Origin of the sequence: Bradyrhizobium embrapense (assembly GCF_001189235.2) — a bacterium.
Classification (GTDB): domain Bacteria; phylum Pseudomonadota; class Alphaproteobacteria; order Rhizobiales; family Xanthobacteraceae; genus Bradyrhizobium; species Bradyrhizobium embrapense.
Genome location: NZ_LFIP02000007.1, coordinates 126557 through 147582, shown reverse-complemented (window position 1 = coordinate 147582; position 21026 = coordinate 126557). Strand labels below are relative to the sequence as shown.

16 protein-coding genes and 1 pseudogene are annotated in these 21026 nt (G+C 58.1%); 8 read left to right on the top strand and 9 right to left on the bottom strand.

Annotated elements, in window-relative coordinates:
- Positions 1-547 precede the first annotated feature (547 nt).
- From AKN83_RS38730 to AKN83_RS27935, 7 genes are read left to right on the top strand one after another with little or no spacing between them, the layout of a single operon-like run.
- A complete protein-coding gene (locus AKN83_RS38730; RefSeq protein WP_347336840.1) occupies positions 548-2224 on the top strand; it encodes a class I tRNA ligase family protein in 1677 nt (558 codons plus the stop codon).
- Positions 2221-3438 carry an MFS transporter gene (locus AKN83_RS27960; RefSeq protein WP_063695557.1) on the top strand — a complete coding sequence of 406 codons (1218 nt, stop codon included), beginning with the start codon at positions 2221-2223 and terminating at the stop codon, positions 3436-3438. Before AKN83_RS38730 ends, AKN83_RS27960 begins: the two co-directional genes overlap by 4 nt.
- Before the next feature lie 24 nt (positions 3439-3462).
- Complete coding sequence (locus tag AKN83_RS27955) at positions 3463-4773, top strand: lysine N(6)-hydroxylase/L-ornithine N(5)-oxygenase family protein (RefSeq protein ID WP_050404928.1); 1311 nt, start codon at positions 3463-3465, stop codon at positions 4771-4773.
- Positions 4774-4825: 52 nt separating this feature from the next.
- Positions 4826-5167 (top strand): cupin domain-containing protein, encoded by a 342-nt coding sequence (locus AKN83_RS38725; RefSeq protein ID WP_083992298.1) that lies wholly within the window; start codon positions 4826-4828, stop codon positions 5165-5167.
- Entirely contained in the window at positions 5164-6252 is a 1089-nt protein-coding gene (locus AKN83_RS27945) for an NAD(P)/FAD-dependent oxidoreductase (protein ID WP_050404894.1), read from the top strand. Before AKN83_RS38725 ends, AKN83_RS27945 begins: the two co-directional genes overlap by 4 nt.
- Positions 6218-7438, top strand: a complete 1221-nt coding sequence (alr, locus tag AKN83_RS27940; protein ID WP_157113599.1) for an alanine racemase — start codon at positions 6218-6220, stop codon at positions 7436-7438. Before AKN83_RS27945 ends, alr begins: the two co-directional genes overlap by 35 nt.
- Positions 7439-7464: 26 nt before the next feature.
- A complete protein-coding gene (locus AKN83_RS27935; RefSeq protein ID WP_244485956.1) occupies positions 7465-8145 on the top strand; it encodes a hypothetical protein in 681 nt (226 codons plus the stop codon).
- Positions 8146-8626: 481 nt separating this feature from the next.
- On the opposite strand, the pseudogene AKN83_RS42125 reads toward AKN83_RS27935, so the two are convergent.
- The 6 genes and pseudogenes from AKN83_RS42125 to AKN83_RS27920 all read right to left on the bottom strand — a co-directional run.
- Positions 8627-9193 (bottom strand): annotated as a pseudogene (locus AKN83_RS42125) (acyl-CoA dehydrogenase family protein); the annotation flags it as partial.
- Entirely contained in the window at positions 9075-9689 is a 615-nt protein-coding gene (locus AKN83_RS42120) for an acyl-CoA dehydrogenase family protein (RefSeq protein WP_128089449.1), read from the bottom strand. The pseudogene AKN83_RS42125 and the gene AKN83_RS42120, both read right to left, overlap by 119 nt.
- Positions 9592-9987 carry an acyl-CoA dehydrogenase family protein gene (locus AKN83_RS42115; protein ID WP_128089448.1) on the bottom strand — a complete coding sequence of 132 codons (396 nt, stop codon included), beginning with the start codon at positions 9985-9987 and terminating at the stop codon, positions 9592-9594. Before AKN83_RS42115 ends, AKN83_RS42120 begins: the two co-directional genes overlap by 98 nt.
- A 1994-nt stretch (positions 9988-11981) precedes the next feature.
- On the bottom strand, positions 11982-13622 hold the full coding sequence (groL, locus tag AKN83_RS27930) for a chaperonin GroEL (RefSeq protein WP_063695556.1): 1641 nt from the start codon (positions 13620-13622) through the stop codon (positions 11982-11984).
- An 81-nt stretch (positions 13623-13703) separates the two neighbouring features.
- Positions 13704-14018 carry a co-chaperone GroES gene (locus tag AKN83_RS27925; protein ID WP_050404891.1) on the bottom strand — a complete coding sequence of 105 codons (315 nt, stop codon included), beginning with the start codon at positions 14016-14018 and terminating at the stop codon, positions 13704-13706.
- A gap of 434 nt (positions 14019-14452) precedes the next feature.
- Positions 14453-15418: an IS481 family transposase gene (locus tag AKN83_RS27920; protein ID WP_050404890.1), complete on the bottom strand. Its 966-nt coding sequence runs from the start codon at positions 15416-15418 to the stop codon at positions 14453-14455.
- Between the two features lie 676 nt (positions 15419-16094).
- Between AKN83_RS27920 and AKN83_RS27915 the strand changes: the two genes are divergently transcribed.
- Positions 16095-16742: an FkbM family methyltransferase gene (locus tag AKN83_RS27915; protein WP_050404889.1), complete on the top strand. Its 648-nt coding sequence runs from the start codon at positions 16095-16097 to the stop codon at positions 16740-16742.
- Positions 16743-17446: 704 nt separating this feature from the next.
- Here AKN83_RS27915 and AKN83_RS27910 read toward each other — a convergent pair.
- The 3 genes from AKN83_RS27910 to AKN83_RS27900 are packed head-to-tail and all read right to left on the bottom strand — an operon-like array spanning position 17447 to position 21009.
- The gene (locus tag AKN83_RS27910) at positions 17447-18805 is read right to left on the bottom strand and encodes a condensation domain-containing protein (RefSeq protein WP_050404888.1); all 1359 of its coding nucleotides are present in this window, start codon (positions 18803-18805) and stop codon (positions 17447-17449) included.
- 18 nt (positions 18806-18823) lie between these two features.
- Entirely contained in the window at positions 18824-20071 is a 1248-nt protein-coding gene (locus AKN83_RS27905; RefSeq protein ID WP_283807411.1) for an MFS transporter, read from the bottom strand.
- A complete protein-coding gene (locus AKN83_RS27900; RefSeq protein ID WP_050404887.1) occupies positions 20068-21009 on the bottom strand; it encodes a sulfotransferase family protein in 942 nt (313 codons plus the stop codon). The genes AKN83_RS27905 and AKN83_RS27900 overlap by 4 nt, the downstream gene beginning before the upstream one ends.
- Between the last annotated feature and the right edge of the window lie 17 nt (positions 21010-21026).

Genomic DNA, 21026 nt, shown 5'->3' with positions numbered 1-21026 from the left:
CCACAGGTCGGGGATCATCAGCAACCTTGCAAGGGCAGGAATGGTCGCCTGGCATAGATCGTGAACTCGCAGTCGCCTGGCCGGGGCCGGCTACCCCTCCCACGGATCGCCGTTGCTCTTAAGGGAGTGAAGGGAAAAGAACCTATGGCGGACTCCTGCCGGCCCGGCCGAGCCGCCTGTCGAGTTCGTGACCAGATGTCGGTAGTCGACCTAAATGCAGGCCGCGGCAAGGGCAAAATCAACGATTTTAAATTGGCGCGTCACTTGCTTCTTCACGGCGACATCTCGATCGTTCCAGGAGCGATCAGTTCGATTGACTAAGCAAAGGTGAAGAGGTTGGCCAGGTTGCGAGCTGAGGTGAACCGATACGTGAACCGTCCAGCTAGGAGAGCGTCAAGTACTCAAAGAGTATGTGACACGCTTTGAACATTCTGACTCGAAATCCGCACCCGATGGGATCCATAACCTATCGAGCCGCGCGCGTATTCCCGTTGCCGTGGTGGGCTATCTGGATGTCTATTCGGGTGTTTTCAGGATCTGTTACTGGATGTCATGTGCAGATATGAGAAGAAGCCCAATCATCGCGCCGCTAAGCGTAGCGAATGCGAACCCCGCTGACGTATATATCTCGCCCGTCAACTTGACGGCTAACGGCAGGGCACATCTTGGCCACGCTGCCGGGCCATTTCTCAGAATGGACGTCGTACAAAGGCACCTGAAGAGGGCAGGGCATCATGTTCGCTCCGGTCTGACGACCGACGGTTTCGAAAACCATGTTCTAGTCCGAGCAGCGCGCGAGAACATCGACCCGTCGGACTTGGCTCATGGCTTCCATGTCGAGATTGCTCGTGATCTCGCCTCACTAGGGATCGTTTTCGATCATTTCGATGATCCAGCCCATGGCAAAAATCTTCAGCGGTTCTCCAATGTCAGCAACGCGCTCATGGAGGCGCTATCTGCAGCAGGATCGCTGGAGTTTCGCGCAGCGCGGCTACCCGTCGACGATGCCGGCTCTGCTCTGACGCCAACGGAAGAGCGTTTTTGCATTGGAGGCTGGTTTGGCGGAACCTGCCCCGTATGCGGAGCATCCGCAGGGAGCTTCTTCTGCGAACAGTGTGGAGATCATTTCGAGCCAGACGAAGCACGAAATCCGGTGTCGAGGCGAGGACGGATCGTAGAATGGACAGATAACATCTCTGCCTTTCTCACAATTACACGAAACGACCAACTCGTCCGGGCGTGGGACGATGCGGCTATCGAACCTGGCTTTGTGGAGATAGGGAGGCGATATATCGCACGTAAAGGGCAGCGAATGCGGTTGACCGTTCCTGGCCTGCATGGAATGGCTTGGAATTCGCAGCAGTTCAACACACGTCAGATCCTGTTTAGCTACTCCTCGTTGCTCTACGCTCATTCCCTCTATTGTGGGCATAAAGATGCGGAGGCATCCGGCACGCCAAGTGCCTTTGCGCGCAATTCCGATACTTTCCTGATCGGCGCGACCGGTATCGACAATACAATCCCGATGCTCGTGGGAGTTACCGGATGTGCATTGGGTCAGGAGTCCTTTCGTCAATTTGACCGAATTTTCTTCAATCATTTCCTTTTGTTGAACGGATCGAAGTTCTCTACCAGTCGCGGCCACGTGATATGGGCGGGTGAAATCGCTCAGGTGCCGGATATATCTATCGATATTCTCAGAGTGTGTCTGTCGGAAATCTGCCCCGAAGAAGCGGAGACGGATCTGAACCCGAAGCAATTGATTGATCGCTACAATGCGATTCTCGACAAGAGCGCTGTGGTCTTCAATCGTTGTACGGACATCATCAACGCGATGCCGTCTTCTGCCGCGTGTCACGTAGATGATGCGATGATGCTCACGCTGAACCGGCTGTACAACCAACAGTGCTCAGCCCTCTCGCTAGATCGTCTGCGCGTGTCGCACGTGTCCAGATCGGTAACCGAATGGCTCGATTGTCTTGATTCCAATCCGCACTATCAGATCGCTTACACATGGCTGATGGGCTTCAGCATACTGGGCTGGCCGCTGATGCCGAGGATAACGGAAGCTCTGTGGCACTGGCTCGGCCATGAAGGACATCCCATCGCAGCCTGCGCTGCGCGACCCTCATCCGTACGAAGCGGAAGGGTACCAAGAATCGATGGGCGCAGCTTGACGGCCGCAGACATTGATGGATGCCTCCCGGGAATAGTTGCACCATGAGAGCCGCAGCGAACATTGTCACCGCCGAGAAGTTGCCCGATGAGGTGCCGCTCGATGTCTCGATTCCATTCATGCTTGGTAGCATCAATGTGGCCGCGTCCTATGGGGCGAGCTTTTTTTTCGTGGATGCTCTCCGCTCGGCTCCACAGAGCGCATCCATAGCAGGAACAATTATTTCGACCGGTACGGTCGCGACAATACTATGTTCGTTTGTGGCTGGCCGGATCGCCGATTCATGCGGGTTGATGCGAACGATCATCCTTGCCGCCGTGGTGATGGCAATTGCAATGATCTGCTTTGCAGCGGCTCCAATTTCTCTGTTCCTCGCTTATTTCGGCGGGCTCTCGCTCGGCATTGGATGGTCAATCTTCTATATGCTGGCGCCGCTTCAAATCCTAGAACGCGTGCGCCCTGCGGCTCGTGTCAAATATCTCACCTTGCTTTCCGGATCCCAGATGCTGGGGATCGGACTTGCTGTTCCCCTGGGGCGCACGGTCGTGGAGATTTTCGGAACCTATATCGCAGCGTACGCTCTATTCGCGGCTGCATGTCTCGTTGGCGCCATGCTGCTGGAGTTTGCTAGCAGGGCACTGGCGCAGGCTCCTCAGATCAAAATGGCGGCTGTTCGACTCACGTTTGAGGGCGTGCGGGAGGCCTTCAAGTCGAATACGCGTTATCCGATCGTCATGATCGGAATCGGCGCATGCGTGTTTTCTGGTCTGTCCACGTTCCAGACGCTTTACGCTTCATCGCGGGGGCAATCCGCCGATACATTCTTTCTCGTCTTCACGTTGACAGCCGTTTTCATGCGCTTCGCGGTGGCGCCGGTCATCGGAAAAGTCCGGCTTGAGTGGATCGCTGCGTTTCTCATCTTGTGCACCATGGCGGGACTATTCTTGCTTTTGATGAATGCAGGGAGTGCGGAGATCTACATCCTCGGTACAGCGATGTTCGCCCTTGGATACGGACTTAGCTATTCGACTCTGAATGGTATGGTTGTCCTCATTGCAGGTACAGACGGGACATCATTGGCGGTTGCTTCTCAGGTTTTCACGCTTTCCTACTTCGTTGGCCTATTCGGATTTCCATATATCGCCGGGCAGATCGTGAGCGCCCACAGCTTCGATGACCTGCTGAAGAGCATGATGACGCTTATCGGTGGCAATGGAATCGTTCTAGCAATTCAAGCGTTTTCGACCCGCCGGGAATGTTAAGTGGCTGATCTTACGGATAGCGTGATGTCAAAGAAGGGCAGCGGTCATCAGGTAACGGCAATCGGCGCAGGCCCGGCGAATCTGAGCCTGGCAGCGCTCGCGGCCCCGATTCCGGAAATTTCCGTACATATCCTAGAACGATCGGAGACGCTAAGTTGGCATCCGGGTTTGCTTCTAGATGGGGCTTTCATGCAAACCAGCCCCTTAAAGGACCTGGTAACACCGGCAGATCCGACAAGTGCATATAGTTTTCTCGCCTACCTGCACGAGAAAAAACGGCTTTATCAAGCCATGGTTCGAGGTATCGCTTCGGTTGGCCGGAGCGAATTTGAAGATTATTTGAAATGGGCGGGCGAAAAGCTTGCGAACGTTCAATTCGGCGAAGAGGTCATTGCAGTCGAACTACGCGGCGAGGCGTTCAGTATCGCTACCAATCGCCGCAATTATCAGACCCGTACGACAGTGGTCGGCGTAGGCCGGATGCCCTTTGTTCCCGACTGGAGCAGAAATGCACCGGAGAATCAGCTGTTTCACGCGAGTACCTTCCTCCTGCGGCGCCGTGAGTTCTCCAGCAAGCGTGTTGTTGTGGTAGGTGGTGGCCAAAGCGGAGCAGAACTATTTCTTCATCTGCTAACCGGAGCATGCGGTGCGCTGGGAGCCTTGGCCTGGGTCACGCGCCGCGCAAGCATATTTGCTCTCGAAGATAGTCCCTTCGTCAATGAGTGGTTCTTTCCACAGTATGACGGATGGTTCCTTGAACAAAGCGAAGCCGTCAGAGAGCAAACCCTTCAACGGCAGGCTTTGGCGAGCGATGGCGTCAACCCATCGACACTGCGCGCGATCTACAACGCACTTTACGACCGCGAAGTTCGTCGAGGTTCGTATCCCGCTCAGGTGGAAATACGCGTCGACACCATGGCCGAAGAGCTCCGTGCCATATCTCCATTTCGCCTGGGGGTGCGCCAGCAGGCCACCGGCGTTCGCACAGAACATGTCGCCGACATTATCGTGCTGGCCACGGGCTATCGGACCGAAATCCCTTCCTTTCTGGAGCCGGTCGCAAACCGGCTTTCGATTGTGAGTGCGCCTGGCGGCTCTCGGGAGATCGTGGTCGGCAAGGAGTTCCGGGCCCGGTTTGATGGCCCCGAAAGCTGCCGCTTATACGTCCAGAATGGTGCACGATTTCAACATGGCATCGCCGACACAAATCTGAGTTTGGTTCCTTGGCGCGCCGCAACGGTGCTCAATTCGATCATTGGTCGGGTAGCTTACGATTGCGGGCCTGCAACAGGAGCTCTCAAGTGGCATGGTGCGGTGCCTGAGAGCGCCCGCTGAGGATCGGCAATGGGCTGCATGTCTGATCGAGTTGCATGATTGGAGATACCCCGTGAAGAATGCTCAGCTGATGACTTTAGGGGACGTAACGGTCTACAGCCCCGGCGTACTGGTACAGGACGTCGAAGGGATAAATGATCCGGAGATCACCGTTCCGGTTGAATTCATCGAATTCCGCCTCGATCCACTCGCGGTGTCGACGCCTCATTCTCATCCATCCACCGAGATCTGGCGGATCACGAGCGGGCGCGGTCAGGTCGTGACCGACGATGGTGAGTTGGCCGTGAAGGCCGGCGATCTGGTGTTTCTGCGACCAAATCAAACCCATCATTTGCGGAATAGTGGCAGCGAAGTGCTGAGCGCCTTGTCCATCTCCTGGAAACAAACTCAATGACTGACAAGATCTATGACCTCGCAGTCATCGGGGCTGGCATTATGGGCCTCAGTTCTGCCTTCATCGCAGCGAGCGATGGCCCGGAAAAAAGAATAGTCATCGCCGAACGAGATATCGTTGGATCTGGTACGAGCGGGTTTGCGCCTGGGATCCAGATCAACATCTGTCGTAACCAGAAGGAAAGAAGCCTCATCGACTGTGGTTCGAAATTCTGGCGCGGGATCTATCCCGACGGACAATGGCCCAAGGGGCGAGACTGTGATGTGTTTTGGTTGACGCGCAATCCCGGCGAACTGGCGAAACAGGGCAGCGCGGGCCAGCTGAGCCTATCAACATCTTTCGCTCTGGTCGAGAGGCTATTATCGCTGGAGCAGTTCGTGGTTCCCGACGATGTGTCCGTCGTGTTGGATCGTGGTTCGTACTGTCAAGTCGATTCCATCGTTCAGGATCTGACTCAAAGGCTCAAGATCAAGGGAGTGTCGATAAGAGAGAGTACATCGATTACAAAAATACGGAAGGGGCCACGCAATATTCTTCTCCAGACCTCTGATAACAGCGAACTCTCGGCGAAGCGGGTGATTCTCGCAATCGGGCCATGGTTACCGGAGTCGCCGTTGCGTCAGCACCTAACAGACGAACCGGGGTTGCGAGTCAAGAAGGTCGTCGCGCTCCATTTGGCCGTACGGCCCACGCCGAACTGTCCAATGATTGGGCTCTTCGATGACTACGCGTTCCTCATTCCCATGATCGAGCAAGGATACTGGCTGTTCAGCTTTACCTCGCAGGAATGGGATGTGAAGCCGGTTTCCGACGAGCTGCGGCTCAGTTCGGATGATCTCGCGCGTGCCAACGCAATTCTGGCCAAGTGGTGTTCCTCCAAGGTGCCGGCGGTGGAGTCAGCACGTGTGTTCTGCGACTGCTATTCGGCGGATGGTGTCCCGTTTTCCCGTCCTGCGAAAGATATCGCAGGTTTGCATGTGATTGGCGGTGGCTCGGGTAATGGGTTTCGCTTTGGACCAGCATGTGCGGAAGAGGCAGTACGATCCTTATATGCTGCGGATCGACACGCCATTACGGCGACATGAGGGTCGGCTTATGCCGGATGTGATTGGTCTCAATTCCAATCTCTCTGATAATCCGTCAGATGCCGGCTATGCCAACACATCGAGATCGACCATGGTTGTTGATCTCGGCGCGATAGAATCTAACTACCGGAAGTTTCGGATGCTGGCGCCCCAAAGCGCTTGCGGCGCAGTTCTCAAGGCAGACGCCTACGGCCTTGGCGCGCTGCGCATAGCGCCGTTTCTTGCGCGGCTTGGCTGCGGGCATTTCTTCGTGGCCGATGTGGAAGAAGGCGCGGCCTTACGCAAGGTGCTGCCACTATCTGCGAAGATCTACGTGCTTCACGGAGCTATGCCCGGTTTGGAGGCGGCTATTGAGCGCCATGATTTGCTGCCGATCCTGAACAGCAGGGAACAGCTGGATGCTTGGCTTCGGCATTGCCGCCTTCGCAACCGGCTGTTACCCGCAGGTGTCCATGTCGACACGGGTTTGTCTCGACTGGGGTTTCCCATCGACGAACTGCAAAAAGCCGCTGAGAGCGAAAGGGTGCTGTCGGATCTGCCTGTCGTTCTGTTCATGAGCCAACTCGCCTGCGCGGAGTGGCGCGACGAAATCAGTCGGCAACAATTGGATCAGTTCCGTAAACTTACCTATCTGTTTCCCAAAGCCATCCTTTCGCTGTCGAACTCCGCGGGACTATTTTCCGGATGTGAATTTCATTTCGACCTCATACGGTCGGGGGGAGGGATTCTCGGCCTTGCCATATCCGGTGATCCCGACTTCAGGCCATCGCAAGTCGTCCGCCTGCGAACGCGAATCATTCAATGTCGCAGCGTAAAGGTCGGAGAAGCGATCGGATACCACAGGTCATACCCGGTGAAGAGACGGATGCGTGTCGCGACCGCCTCTATTGGTTATGCAGATGGGTTCCCGCGTAGCCTCGGCAATCGAGGTCATGTCTTCATATATGGTGCTCGCGCGCCAATCGTTGGCTTCGTTTCGATGGATCTCATGAGCATCGATGTGACGGATCTGCCCGAGAGTTCGACTGCGCCGGGTACAATGGTCGACCTGATCTGCCCCGAGCAGACCGTCGCAGATGTGGCGTTGGCCGCGAACATGCTGAGCGATGAATTGACCACGGCGATCGGACTCCGATGTCGCAGACTTTATGTTTCGGCCAAGCGGGATGAGATGAGGCGCCAGTGAACTCCTCTGCGTTCGGATCTCGTCAAGTGAATCGAGCGATCTATCTGGACGGCGAAGGTATGCGTCTCATGCGTCCGGGCTACTTCACCGCTCGGGTGCGTCAGTTCCATGAATGTGAGAGAGCCTTCTGTCATGAGCTCCTGCGTTCGACCACATACCGGCTAATTATTGAGGTCGGTTGCAGTTGCTACCGCCTTATCGGTGTCAAGAACGATGACTGTGATTACCTTGGTATCGACATCAATCCACCTCGTGCACGCAGATTGAAGGAGGACAAGGGGGCTGTTGTCCGCTGCGAGGCCAACAAATTCTTTAAAAGAAGGCGTCTGGTCGGTGAGATCATGCGGCGATATGACGGAAGAGTGCTGTGCATTCTGCCGTTCAATTTTCTTGGCACCATGGATCATCCAATGGAATTTCTCACGGTAATGTGCCAGACGCCCTTTGATCTCGCGTTGTCGCTCTTTTCAACCAGCGAGACAGCGACCGCGGCGCGACTAGAATATTATGATCGTTGCGGGATAAACGTTCAGGCCGTGGAGCGGACAGATGACTGCGTCCGATTAGATTGCTCGAACGGCTTCCAGGCGTTTGCTTTCGATCCATGTGTTCTGACGAGCCGAATATCAGCATTTGGATTCCGCTTGAATGAGGCAATGTACTTTGACATCTGTAACTTCCTTCATTTCAGTAACCAGCGGGTGTGAAGGTTATTCGCGTTCGTCTTACGCGACATGCAGAAGGGGCAGCAGAGGAGCGACGCTTGCTTCGTCGTAGGCATCAACAGAAAAGAAGAAATGCAAGTCGATTTTAAGCATCGATTCAGTGAAGTAGGGATTGTTGCGCGGGCACGAGCCTAGTCTAGGAAGCGTATGCCGTTCAACGTCGCCTCAAATGCGGACGCTGAGACGGTCCAGAGCGAAAATGCTGCAGGAGCCACCCGATCGTTTTCAACGGAAAGTCCCCCGCCGGGCGATCGTGGATCCTTCGTCCGGCGGGGCGGTGATGGAGCATCTTAAGGCTGACGCGATGCGCCATCATGAACCGGCAGCTTTGCGCGGTCAGCGGCTTGTTGTAACTGACAAGGTCAGGTCATGGTCGAGGTGAGACTCGGCGCATCCGCAATGCCTGCGTGTCAGATCGCCTTCGCTACACCTCGTCGCTGGACGTTAGACATATTGTACCAATTTAAGGTAATCGTCTCTGAGAACAGGGGAACGGATGGAGCAGGCCGGGTCTTGAAGAAAAAGTGGCCCGCGTCTGGCTGGCACGAGTGCGGCGTTCGACACTTAGGCGTGTCGGCGCGCTAGAACGCACAGCAGCTAGTTCGGTGCTGACCAGATCAGTCGCCGCTGTAGCACAGTCCGAGGCAGTGAAAGTGCCATCAGTCATGACAGCTTGCGCTAATCCCAATGTGGTGAGCCAACCTGCATAGATTAGCACGGCACCGTCTGTCTCATCGAGGCCGCGGAGCTCCTCAATGGCGTCCGCATGGACTGACGCCGCACCCAGAGAGACAAAGAGATCGGCTATTTCGTCGCGCGTGGCTCTGTAAAGAAGACAGCGGCCAAGATGGGATAAAAGCGTCTCCGTCGGACCTTCGAAGAAGCGGAGAATACGGGCGTCACGATAGATTTTAGCTAAGGGCGTCCCCTCGTCGTACCCTCGGCCACCCAACAGTTGGACGCATTGATCGGCGACAAGGCCGCACCATTCGGACGACAGTACCTTCGTTGCCGACGCAAGGTGGACATTGGGAGAGCCCTGCCCAGAGACGTCTACAAGATGCCGTAAGCATCGCCTTCACGACTTCGCGGCGAAGCACCATCTGCCCAAACAGCTGCTCTATATGGCTGTTCTCAATCATGCGCAGCTTACCTAGGCGACGATGATTTGCATATGAAGCCGCGACCTGGATCGCGCGCTCAAGGGCGCCAAGGCCCATCGCAGCCACACCTATTCGGCCGCGGTTCATACTGGATGCCGCTGCACCCCAACCGTCTTGGTCGCGAAAAAGCACGTAAGCACGTGGCACCTCGACATCCTGGAACTCGAGAGTATTCTGTATAATTCCACGGGTGCGATGCTCGTGCGTGACTTTAAGGCCGGGAGCCTGCCTATCAACCAGTACACCAACGAGGCGACCTTTGGCATCATGACTGTAAGCTCGCGCAAAACAAAACGATCCACCGGGCCCAGTCAGCGAGGCCAATCCAAAGTTTACGGCCGCAGATGCGAACCTTCTCTTCATGCAGGAAAGCCGAAGCTTCTATGTGCCTCGGGGAAGAACCTGCTCCAGGCTCCGTCAAAGCGAAAGCGCAAAGATCGCCGCGTGTTGCACCCCGTATGACCTGCTCTTGGTTGGGGAGATGCGGTGCCGCTTCGATACAGGGCAAGGCTAGGAAGTTATGGATGACGAGGGTAGATGCAGCGGAGACATCGAAAGACGCGGTGGCAGAATGAGCTCGATGGCTTTTTGCAAGGAAAGAGCCAATCCGCCGCGATCTGCCAGTATTGGTGAGCCCGAACAGTCCATGCCTTGCCAGCATGCTATGTAGGTTCGGAGGGAATGCTCGACGGTCATCCGCGTCTGGCGGTTCCGAGGACCCCTTTACTCCGCATTAGAATCTGGCGCCTGGCGTTGTTCGCTTCCCCAATGAGCGAACGACGTGCAGCAGGCTCGTGGCACCGGTCTCTCAGTAGAGTTCTGCTAAGCGGAAGAATCTTGATCAGACTGACGGTCTGCCCCACGGCGCCCCGGACCGTCCCGCCGACTGGCACCGGTGATTCCCACATCGAGCTTTACGAAGTCAGGCCCGATCGATGTCTGAGCGATTTCGAACCGAGACGCTGCGCCGACCTCGCGACAGAGGGGGCCCCAACTTTCAGAAGCGAGTCAACCGCCGCTTTGGTGGAAAGAATATTGGCGCGCATCCAGTTCAGGCGGGGGTGCGAGGTCTGCTACGATCGCTTCTCGTTGGAAAATGTGGCCGAGATTCACATATGCTAAATGCCCTGCTTGGCCCGCTCTTTATCTTCAAGCCGCCCGTCGCTTATCCCTGAGTCAGGCAAGATGCGGCCCCAGCACCGGCCCTTGGCCCCCAGAGGTGCTAGGGCCGTTTTCCAGCGGACGTCAAAAGGTTGATTGGCAAGCTGCTTGTAGACCCCGAGGCCTTCCTCTCGCTCACTACGTTGCAGGTTATTGCCACAGCATGCTGAGCAATTTGAAGACCGGCGTAAAAATTGAACTTGAGGAAGACGCCGAGGCGTCTTTCGATGTCCGCGTGCGGGATTCTCCCGGCGACTTGATTAGTTCACGCTCGCCGCCGCGTTGCCGTGGAAGCGGTGGCTCGAGCGTGACCCTCTCGAGGAGCAAAGCGGCTCATGAGGCTTTCTCGCGACTGTGTCGTCAAAGTCACCAAACCGCTTAAGCATCGGCCTATGTTCGTCGAGAGCGAGGATCCATGTACGATATATACGTGAACGAACGGAACGACCTTCTCGTCGTTCCTCGGGGCGATTCCATTCCGCTCCATTTTAACAGGAACTGGCGGAAGAAACGTGTCGTACGGTCGGTGAGCGAGCAAATCCGCGAAGACATCCGGACGCACGGCTACCATCGGCGAAATGTTACAGCCAGGCCGCGTATTCGGGGAGCATGCGCGTCCTCTCAGCCGCGCGCTGAAAACGCTCGCTGACAAGGTGGCTTGATCTACAAAAGGAGAGTTCATCCGCATCTTGGTGCAGGCGGTCATAGGCTTCATTTGCGAACCTCGGCCTCAGCGGGGATTCCCCGCTGGGGTCTCTTCATTTGTGAGACTGACGCATCGGATTGGCGGTCTTGCGGCTGCGCTCAGTGCTGGGTTGACTCTGTGGGCTTTGGCCGTTGCTTGTAAAGCCCGGACAACCTCGCCGCGCCGCTTGATCTTTGATCAAGCGAACGGCTAGCAGCAGTGGAGTATCTTTGCAGTCTCTTGAGCAAGTTGTTCCTTCGTCAGAGTCCCGCGATCTGCCTGATCGAACACTCAACAGCATCAGTTGCACGTCTTGCTGTTGCGTCGCTCCAGGAGCGATACGTCGATACCAGGAAGATGTGCTGCGAAATTGAAGGATCCGTCCTCTTGAGCGCACTTCACGGCCCGATGGCGACGAGATGTCAGACCGGAGCCAGGAACGGTATCTGGCGCTTCGGACGGCGCGTCAGAATTTGTAAATGTAGGCGGAATGTGAAAGCCGGAGCTTGGCACCGGATCTGCGTCTGCTCAGATGAGGTCTCGAATGAACAGTGGCAGCTTCGTCAGGCGGAATGGCGCGCAGGCCAGGCTTCCGTCACAAGTTGGGCTCCTTTCTTTGCCCTGCCGAGGTGCAGAGCGTCTGACCAGACGGCTTGGTCGGGCCAACCGCTCCTGACATGGATGACCGATGGGGCTTTCGACGCCACCTGCCGACCCGGCTGAAATGGTATCTAGATGGTTCGCCCGAAGCTGAAAACCCTGGCATTCCTGCCAGGGCTCCGCATGTGTCGCCCCTCTGATGGACGGCGTCAGAAATCCATACCGCCCATGCCGGCGCCGGGAGGGATTGCGGGACCCGCCGCGACCTTCTTCGGCAGTTCGGCGACCATCGCTTCGGTGGTGATCAGCAGAGCTGCCACGGAGGACGCGTTCTGGACCGCGATGCGCACGACTTTGGTCGGGTCGATGATGCCCTTGAAGACGAGATTGCTGTACTCGCCTGTCTGGGCATCGAATCCGAAAGAATATTGCTCGTTCTCGAGGACTTTGCCGACCACGATCGAGCCGTCTTCGCCAGCGTTGATCGCGATCTGGCGGGCCGGCCAGGACAGCGCCTTGCGCACGATCTCGACGCCGGTCTTCTGGTCGTCGTTCTTGGTGCGCAGGCCCTTGAGCTGCTCCGAGGCACGGAGCAGGGCGACGCCGCCGCCCGGCAGGATACCTTCCTCAACAGCCGCACGGGTCGCGTGCATCGCGTCATCAACGCGATCCTTGCGCTCCTTCACCTCGACCTCGGTCGCGCCGCCGACGCGGATCACCGCGACGCCGCCTGCGAGCTTGGCGAGACGCTCCTGCAGCTTCTCACGGTCGTAGTCCGAGGTGGTCTCCTCGATCTGCGCCTTGATCTGGCCAACGCGGGCGTCGATGTCGGCCTTCTTGCCGGCGCCGTTGACGATCGTGGTGTTCTCCTTGTCGATCATCACCTTCTTGGCGCGGCCGAGCATCTGCAGCGTGACGTTCTCGAGCTTGATGCCGAGGTCTTCCGAGATGGCCTGGCCGCCGGTCAGGACCGCGATGTCCTGCAGCATGGCCTTGCGGCGGTCGCCGAAGCCCGGAGCCTTGACGGCCGCGACCTTCAGGCCGCCACGCAGGCGGTTGACGACGAGGGTGGCCAGCGCTTCGCCTTCGACGTCTTCAGCGACGATGACCAGCGGCTTGCCGGTCTGCACCACGGCCTCGAGCAGCGGCAGCAGCTCGTTCAGCGAGGAGAGCTTCTTCTCGTTGATCAGGATGTAGGCGTCGTCCATCTCAACGCGCATCTTGTCGGCGTTGGTGACGAAGTAGGGCGAGATGTAGCCGCGATCGAACTGCATGCCCTCGACGACATCGAGCTCGGTCTCGAGCGACTTGGCTTCCTCGACCGTGATCACGCCCTCGTTGCCGACCTTCTTCATGGCGTCGGCGAGGAACTTGCCGATCTCGGCATCGCCATTGGCCGAAATGGTGCCGACCTGGGCGATTTCCTCGTTCGAGGTGACCTTCTTCGAGTTCTTCTGGAGGTCGGCCACGACGGCTTCGACCGCGAGGTCGATACCGCGCTTCAGATCCATCGGGTTCATGCCGGCGGCGACCGACTTGGCGCCTTCGCGCACGATTGCGGCCGCAAGCACGGTCGCCGTGGTGGTGCCGTCGCCGGCCGCGTCGGCAGCCTTGGAGGCGACTTCGCGCACCATCTGGGCGCCCATGTTCTCGAACTTTTCCTCGAGCTCGACCTCCTTGGCGACGGCGACGCCGTCCTTGGTGATGCGGGGAGCGCCGAACGACTTGTCAAGCACCACGTTGCGGCCCTTCGGACCGAGTGTGACCTGCACCGCGTTAGCGAGGATGTCGACACCACGCAGCATGCGGTCGCGCGCGTCTACTCCGAATTTGACTTCTTTGGCTGACATAAACAATTCCTTCGGTTTATTCTCTCATCCTTCGGTGCGCCGAGCAGACGCCCGTCGGGGTGAGGTGTGCGAGTAGCCGGGTCAGGCGGCCTTCTTCTTGGAAAACACGTCGGTGAGAACGCCCATGATGTCGCTTTCCTTCATGATCAACAGCTCCTGACTGTCGAGCTTGACCTCGGTGCCCGACCACTTGCCGAACAGGACGCGATCGCCGACCTGGACGTCGATCGGAATTAGCTTGCCGGTCTCGTCGCGGCCGCCCGGGCCGACGGCGATGACTTCGCCTTGCGAGGGCTTCTCCTTGGCTGTGTCGGGAATGATAATACCGCCAGCGGTCTTCTCTTCAGCGTCGATGCGCCTGACCACGACGCGGTCGTGAAGCGGACGGAAATTCATGCGGACCTCCTGAGCATTTGAACGAGTTGGCGTTTCGCCACATTGCAACAGTATCGGTGATAGCAAGAGCCAGGCCAACGATGAGGAGCGCCCCTTGCCTGCAGTTCGGCTGAATCGCGCGCCTGGACTGCGCGTGTCCTAGGTCGGAAGCAGACGTCATCATGTCTAAAGGCAGCCAAGCTGTTGCGAAAATGACATTGCATTTCGTCAACACAACCACATTCCCTCTATACCCTTATCTTGCAGTCTCTGGATGCGCGCCGCGGGTCCCGCGAAGTGAAGGGTAGCGGAACGCAGCGTGACTCGCGGTCGACGGCCCGAATTGGCGTAGCCTTCCGGAACCGAACCGATTCGTCGGGAGCGACCAATGGACTTCGGGGCCCGACCAACTGGGAGGCCGCGTGCCCCGTCGGAGTGGCCGTGATCGATGCCCCCTAGGTGTTTAGTCCCGGCATTTGCTGGAGTGGGTTGAGTTTGAATCGTTCTGGCTGGGAAGTCCAGCATTTGCAGATGTATTCGTAGGGTGTGAGGCCCTTCAGGGTCTTCAGCCGCCGAGCGTAATTGTAGGCGGTGATGAAGTCGGCAAGGTGAGCTTCGAGCTGATCTTGTCGGTCGTAATGGCAGCGATGGACAGTCGCTTCCTTGATCGTGCGGTTCATGCGCTCGACCTGGCCATTGGTCCAGGGATGCTTGATCTTGGTCAGTCGATGCTCGATCCCGTTTTCTTGGCATCGCATGTCGAACATATGCGTCACGTATCTTGCCGTCGGGCCGTCTGCATAGCGCGGCGGGAAGGTGAACTGGATCCCATTATCGGTGAGCACCGTGTGGATCTTGTGGGGGACGGCCGCGATCAGAGCTGCGAGGAAGGCCGAGGCTGAGGTCCTTCCCGTCTTCCTGGCCAGTTGCACGAAGGCGAACTTGCTGGTGCGATCGATTGCGACGTAGAGGTAGAGCTTGCCTTCAGCGGTCTGGAGCTCAGCGATGTCGATGTGGAAATAGCCGATCGGATAAACCTTGAACTTCTTCTTCGAGGGCTTGCCGCCTTGGACCTCCGGCAATCGGCTGATGCCGTGGCGCTGGAGGCAGCGATGCAGGGAGGACCGCGTCAGATGCGGGATGGTCGGCTGCAGCGCATAGAGGCAATCGTCGAGCGGCAGCAGCGTGTGTCGCCGGAAAGCGACGATGATCGCCTCCTCCTCGATGGAAAGGACTGTCGACTTGGCTTCCTTGGGGCCGGTGGAACGATCGGCGACGGTCTCGCGCTGCTTCCACTTCGCGACAGTCTTCTGGTTGATCCCGTAGCGCTTGGCGAGTGATCTCAGGCTCTCTTGACTATTTTGTATTGCTCGACGGACTGCCTCCGTCGTGGTGGCGCAGCCGTGTAGAACTTGTCCCATAGCGCATCCTTCGAATCGTGCGATAAGAATGCACCATCAAAGCTTGGGACTAAACACCTAGGAGTTCGCGCCGCGCCAATGCTGTTTTCTCCGAGCGCCAGTACATGGCTCGGCGAACGTTGCAGTGAGTTCTGCGACCATCATTCAGCGGCGGTCAGCGTGGCCTGAGCGCGCTCTCAGGATTGCCCGGCGTGATCGCGCTCCTTCAGGCCAAACAGCCTAAAAGTCGTCAGCCGAAGATCGTGAGTGCGCGGATCTGGAACGCCGACTATCAGATGGCAGGGCGACATTGGCTGGGCTGCAACTGCGATCGATGGGGATTGGTCGTCGTTGCGCAGGAGCGGTCACTCTGTCCTCGACCACTCCATCGAGATCCGCCGACGGGTAATGCGCCGGCACGACGATGTTTTGAGGAAGACGATCTTTAGTCTGGAAGCGAGGGACCGCACGCTCGTGCACGATTTTCCGATTTACGTTCTTCCGGATAGCTCTGTCGCCCCAGGGCAATTGCTGCGGCTTTCGCCGCGACAGACCCCCCTTTGGTATCGCCGTCCAGATGGCCATGGATAAATGGGGAACGCACATATGAATTATATACGTTGATATGCATTGTGCGGCGGCGTCTGGCATGTGATTGCGGCTTCGAGCACAAATCTCAACTATTGGGGCAAGACCGGTGTCTTCTGTGGAAATACATCAGCACATTGTTTCGCTTCTTGAGAAGTCGGATCCGGTCATCCTCGATATCGGATGCAACGACGGAACTGACACGCAACACTTTCTCAACCTGTGCCCGCAAGCGCAGCTCTACTGCTTCGAGCCTGACCCCAGAGCGATCGCGCGCTTCAGGAAGAAGCTGGGCCCATCTCTCGACAAGGTGAAGTTGCTTGAAATCGCGATCAGCGATCGGAACGGGGTGATCGAATTCCATCCAAGCAATGCAGATGGCGATGCGAAGGAATGGGACCTTTCCGGCTCGATACGCCGCCCGAAAAATCATTTGACTGAGTATGATTGGGTTCGTTTCGATCGTCCTGTCCCGGTTCAAACGCGGCGGCTTGACGATTGGTGCAACGAAGCCGGGCTGAACAGGGTCGATTTCATCTGGATGGATGTCCAGGGAGCCGAAGCCGACGTCATCGCCGGCGGCATGCAGACCGTCAGCAACACGCGCTTCATCTACACGGAATACAGCGACCGCGAGCTTTACGAAGGGCAGCTGTCTTTGCGGGCCATTCTTGACCTGTTACCGTCGTTCGAAGTGGCGGCGCATTATCCGCGCGACGTGGAAGGCGACGTATTGCTTAAAAATACGCGCTTCTAACGGCTACTTGAATACGGCGCTCATTCGTAGCTGCAAGACTGATTTGCGCAGTTTGTGCCGCCCAAAGCTGCACAATCAATGATCAATAGGGCGAACAAACGCAGCGGTCGGACAGGCTTGCAAGCGTCCTTTTGTTCTCGGCTGTTATTGCAGATCCCGCCGATGGCGGCCAGGTCGAGGCTTTGGTGAGAGTGTGACAATCACCGGCTTAGCGAGCCGAACCACCGGCGAGTTTGCGGTCAGTCGCCCGAGCCGTTTCAGATGCTTGAACCAGGACTACCAGCCGGCGCTCCAAGCGTTTAAGCGTCTGAACGGCTGCTGTATGTTCTGGGCCTCTTGGAAGCTCGTGCACTCGTTCGAACAAATGCCAAAGCAATTGCATGAGTTCGCGTAGCTCCTTGAGTTGGTCGGACTTCGTCACGCGCTTGGCGCCGCTATTGTTATTTCATGCCGTGAGTTGATGCTCACGCCATCCCTGGCCTCTTCCTTGTTCAAACGGGTCTGCATCTGCGGACAACTTGGTCGTAGCAGGCTCATTTGAAGCTCCCTTTATCCATGCGAGCATAACTGCAGCAGCCGATCGTCCCGTAGGCCTCCTCGGCCGTTCTGGGACGAATTGATCTCACGGCCGAGACTTGGCAAGGACTGTGCCATCGCCAGGCTCAGTGCAACAAACGCAGGTGAGGATGCTGTGCGCCTTTTGGTCAGTTCGAAACTTGCGGCAGCGGACGAGCGCGACTGATGAAATGAGCGTGCGCCGCCACTTCAGCGAGATAATGATCCATCGCGGTTCGCGCGAGGGCGGTGCCGGGGTGACGGAAGTGCACATAAATTCCGTCCTGCCAGCGACTGATCCACAGGTATGTCTCGCAAGCATCAGAACTACGACTGATCATAAATCGTGTCCGCCACTGCGGCCACAGGTCTGACCCGGGCACGGTGCGATTGTCCATATAAGAGACCATGAAACGGTCGCGCAGCGCGGTGCCGAGCAGCTCCATCGCCTTCGGAAATGGCACCTGAGCGGTTTTCTTGGCTCGCTTGAGCTCGAGCCGCGCGGCGCGCAGGAGCTCCGGTAACGTGCCAGCCAGGCGGAAACGCACCGGGCCCATCCCGACATACCATCCTACCGAGCGCATCGAGGGCAGGTCGTACCGCGTGTGAAAGGGGGCAACGGCGAGGAATTCTTGTTGGTCTGCCAGTGTCTTTCCGGCGAGCGCCAGACAGGCGAATAATCCCGTCGTCGCGTTTCCGCCCTGGGACCTGCAGCCGTGATCGAACTCAGCTGCTTGTGCCGCGTCGAGCAGCCACATTCGCCCTGTGCGTTGTAAGGTGCCCTCCGGCGCACCGAGTGGTAGTGGAAAATCCGGCAATTGACCGCCGTTTGCGGCGATCAGTTCGCGCCAGTGAGCGATAGCAGGATGATCATCGGTCAAATCGCCCAGTCGCTCTCGTTCGGATTCAGCGTGGTCCAGATAGCTGCTCACCGGTGCCAGCTCGGGCGCCACTCCGAGGATTGCGGCTGTGTACAGCTCGCGAATTTCGTATGGCACCAAAGCGATGGAATAGGCATCGCTGACGGAGTGGTCGCAGGCCAAGAGGAGGCTTGTCGATGTCGGCCGTGTGATCGTCACGAAGACATATGCTGGCCAGGACACCGGCCTAGTCTCTGCGTCGAACAGCTCTTCCAGCAATTGAACTATTTCATCGCCATCGGCGTAGTCACCGACCACGGTTTTTTCAAGCCTTGCCGCGCCTGGTCCGATCGTGGCACGATGGATTGTCGATCCATCCTTGACCAACCGGCTGCGTAGCGCCTCGTGCCGGTCGACCCAGCCAAGGATCGATTTGGTCAGCGCAGCGCTGTTGAACTCGCCCGGCAAGTCGAAGGCGGTGCCGAGCCAGCCGGGCCGGCCATCGTGCGCAAAGCGAAGGTGGTCTTCCTGAACATGGGACGGACGGCGCGGGTCGGGCCGCCAGCTGACCGGGTCCGGAACGCCGACCCGCCACAGCATCAGCCGACCCGCCTGCCGATCAGTATCGCAAAATTGCTTGATGTCCATGACTGGCCGTCGCGATGGTTACAGGTGCAAGCTGTGCATGCGGCGCAGCGGCGAGCGCCAGATCCAGAGTATCGAGGCAGTGCCAAGCACACTGCTCGCCAGCAACATGGTGCGCAGGCTCGTTGCAGCGGCGGCTGCGCCGCCGACCAGTGCGCCCAACGAGCCCAGTCCCCACACGACGCAGCGGATGCTCGCATTGACCCGGCCTTGCAGGTGCTGCGGGACCAGCCCATATCGAATTGGAACCTGCTGCACGTGGTAGAGTCCCTGGCCAATCCACAGAATGAATTGGGAGAGCGCCACGCATGCCACTGCTGCCCACCAGGGCGCGGTGAGCAGGCCTCCAAGACTCATGCCTGCCGCGCTCACCGCCAAGCCGGTCATTAATACGGGACCAAGCCCAAATGTCCGGCCCGCCCACGGTGAGCCCGCCGCGCCCACCACACCACCGAGAGCGCCGATACCGAGCACCATGCCGACGATTCGGCTGTCGAACTCGAGATTCCTGGTCAGATGCAGGAGAAACGCCGCAGAATACGCGTTGAGCCAAAAGATGAATGTGCCGGTGGCTAGGGTAACGGCCCTTAAAACCGGATTGCCGAAAACGCTCGCCAACCCTTCTGCCATTTGGACCAGCACAGTGCTCGAGGGGGCCGCTGAGCATGAGGCGGCACGCATCGGCACCAGCGAGAGCAACGCGGCGGCAAGCAGAAATGAGACGGAGTCGGCCAGGATTGCGGTTGGAGCGGAGAAGGCGTTGATGAGCCAGCCGGCCAGAAGCGGACCTGCGGCCATCGCAGTCGCCTGGCTGAACTCCAATGAGCTCTGCGCCCGAACCAGCTGAGACCGGTCGAGGACTGTAGGTATGCACGCCAGATAAGCCACGTCGGCGATCACCGCGGCTATCCCAACCAGCACGGTTGTCACGTACAGCTGAACCATTCCCAGATGTCCAAGGCTGGCGCACAACGGAATGGTGGCGAGCGTTACCGCCATCACCAGATTAGCGGTCAGAAGGATACGTCGGAGCGGGAGACGGTCGACAATGACCCCGGCGAACAGGCTCACGAAAAGGCACGGTGCCCGACCGCAGGCCAGCAAGAGCCCCGCCTGCGCCGGTCCGGCATCCAGTAGCGTAATTGCAGTGAGCGGCAGCGCCAGCATGGTTACGTTGGAGCCCAGCAAGGAAATGGTCTGGCCGACGAGCAGCGCAAGGTAGCTGCTTGGCAGCCGGTGAGGCGCATCAGATCGGCGCCGGCAGCTCACGCGTCGCCAGACGGCGTTGAGGCGGACAGATAACCTAGTCGGGCCAGTTCACTTCCGGCGATCTCCTCGAACTCCGAAATCTCAGCTGGCGTCAAATCTTGGACGTGGCGACCGATCCGCCCCTGATGCAGCGGCTTTCCCGCAGCCTCGGCTGCCGGATGGTCGTGCGGTTGTTCGAACAACGCGTGTTCGTATTCAGCGTGACGCAGCACGGCCTCGTCCCACGGCAAGCCGAGGTGATCCAAAATCGCCGCCAGTGTAGTGTGGGGACTGCTTACAAGGTCCTCGTAACGCACCTCGAGATAACGGCCAGGCGGCGCGATTCTGTGCGGCCGGGACACCACTTCAAACCAACCCTGCGCAGCATCAGCAATTGTTCGGTACCCCCAGTCAGGAACTGTCCTCAGATGAGAGGCGGCAACGTCACGGCCGTCCCGCACGATATGCACGAAATGTGCACGCGGCCACAGGCGGGCGAAGTCATCGACCCGGGTGATTTTCCGCTGCAGTTTCAATCCCCAGCGTTGCGCTCCGCTGCGCGCACGGCGCAACTCACCGATCTCGTTAATGAGATGGCATCGGTCGGCGAACGAGACAATGTCATTGCCCGTGACGACCATGACCTTGCCGACAAGTTCGCGCACGTCATCGAAGTCGAGACCGAAGCGGCGGCACTGCACCACAAAATGCATCCCGTCATACCAGAACGGATCGATTGTGTTCTTGCTTGTGCCCATGCCCCACGAATCGGCGGCCGCAAGCTGATCGATGGCACCAACAATGTGCGGCCCGAGGTTGGGCGGTTCGAGGAAGTCGATCTCTGGCCCGGCTACCAGATCCAGATGCGAGTCGAGCACGATACTCAGCAGGGTGGTGCCCGACCGGTTGTCACCGCCGAGCAGCACCGGCGATGTGGAAAATGTATCCGGCTGCGACATGGCCCTGCTCTCTGTTC

Coding starts and splice junctions, on each gene's coding strand:
- AKN83_RS38730 (WP_347336840.1), top strand. CDS start 548: ATGTCATGTGCAGATATGAGAAGAAGCCCAATCATCGCGCCGCTAAGC.
- AKN83_RS27925 (WP_050404891.1), bottom strand. CDS start 14,018: ATGAATTTCCGTCCGCTTCACGACCGCGTCGTGGTCAGGCGCATCGAC.
- groL (WP_063695556.1), bottom strand. CDS start 13,622: ATGTCAGCCAAAGAAGTCAAATTCGGAGTAGACGCGCGCGACCGCATG.
- AKN83_RS27920 (WP_050404890.1), bottom strand. CDS start 15,418: ATGGGACAAGTTCTACACGGCTGCGCCACCACGACGGAGGCAGTCCGT.
- AKN83_RS27900 (WP_050404887.1), bottom strand. CDS start 21,009: ATGTCGCAGCCGGATACATTTTCCACATCGCCGGTGCTGCTCGGCGGT.
- AKN83_RS42115 (WP_128089448.1), bottom strand. CDS start 9,987: ATGCTGGCAAGGCATGGACTGTTCGGGCTCACCAATACTGGCAGATCG.
- AKN83_RS27955 (WP_050404928.1), top strand. CDS start 3,463: ATGTCAAAGAAGGGCAGCGGTCATCAGGTAACGGCAATCGGCGCAGGC.
- AKN83_RS27945 (WP_050404894.1), top strand. CDS start 5,164: ATGACTGACAAGATCTATGACCTCGCAGTCATCGGGGCTGGCATTATG.
- alr (WP_157113599.1), top strand. CDS start 6,218: ATGCTGCGGATCGACACGCCATTACGGCGACATGAGGGTCGGCTTATG.
- AKN83_RS27910 (WP_050404888.1), bottom strand. CDS start 18,805: ATGGACATCAAGCAATTTTGCGATACTGATCGGCAGGCGGGTCGGCTG.
- AKN83_RS42120 (WP_128089449.1), bottom strand. CDS start 9,689: ATGAAGAGAAGGTTCGCATCTGCGGCCGTAAACTTTGGATTGGCCTCG.
- AKN83_RS27960 (WP_063695557.1), top strand. CDS start 2,221: ATGAGAGCCGCAGCGAACATTGTCACCGCCGAGAAGTTGCCCGATGAG.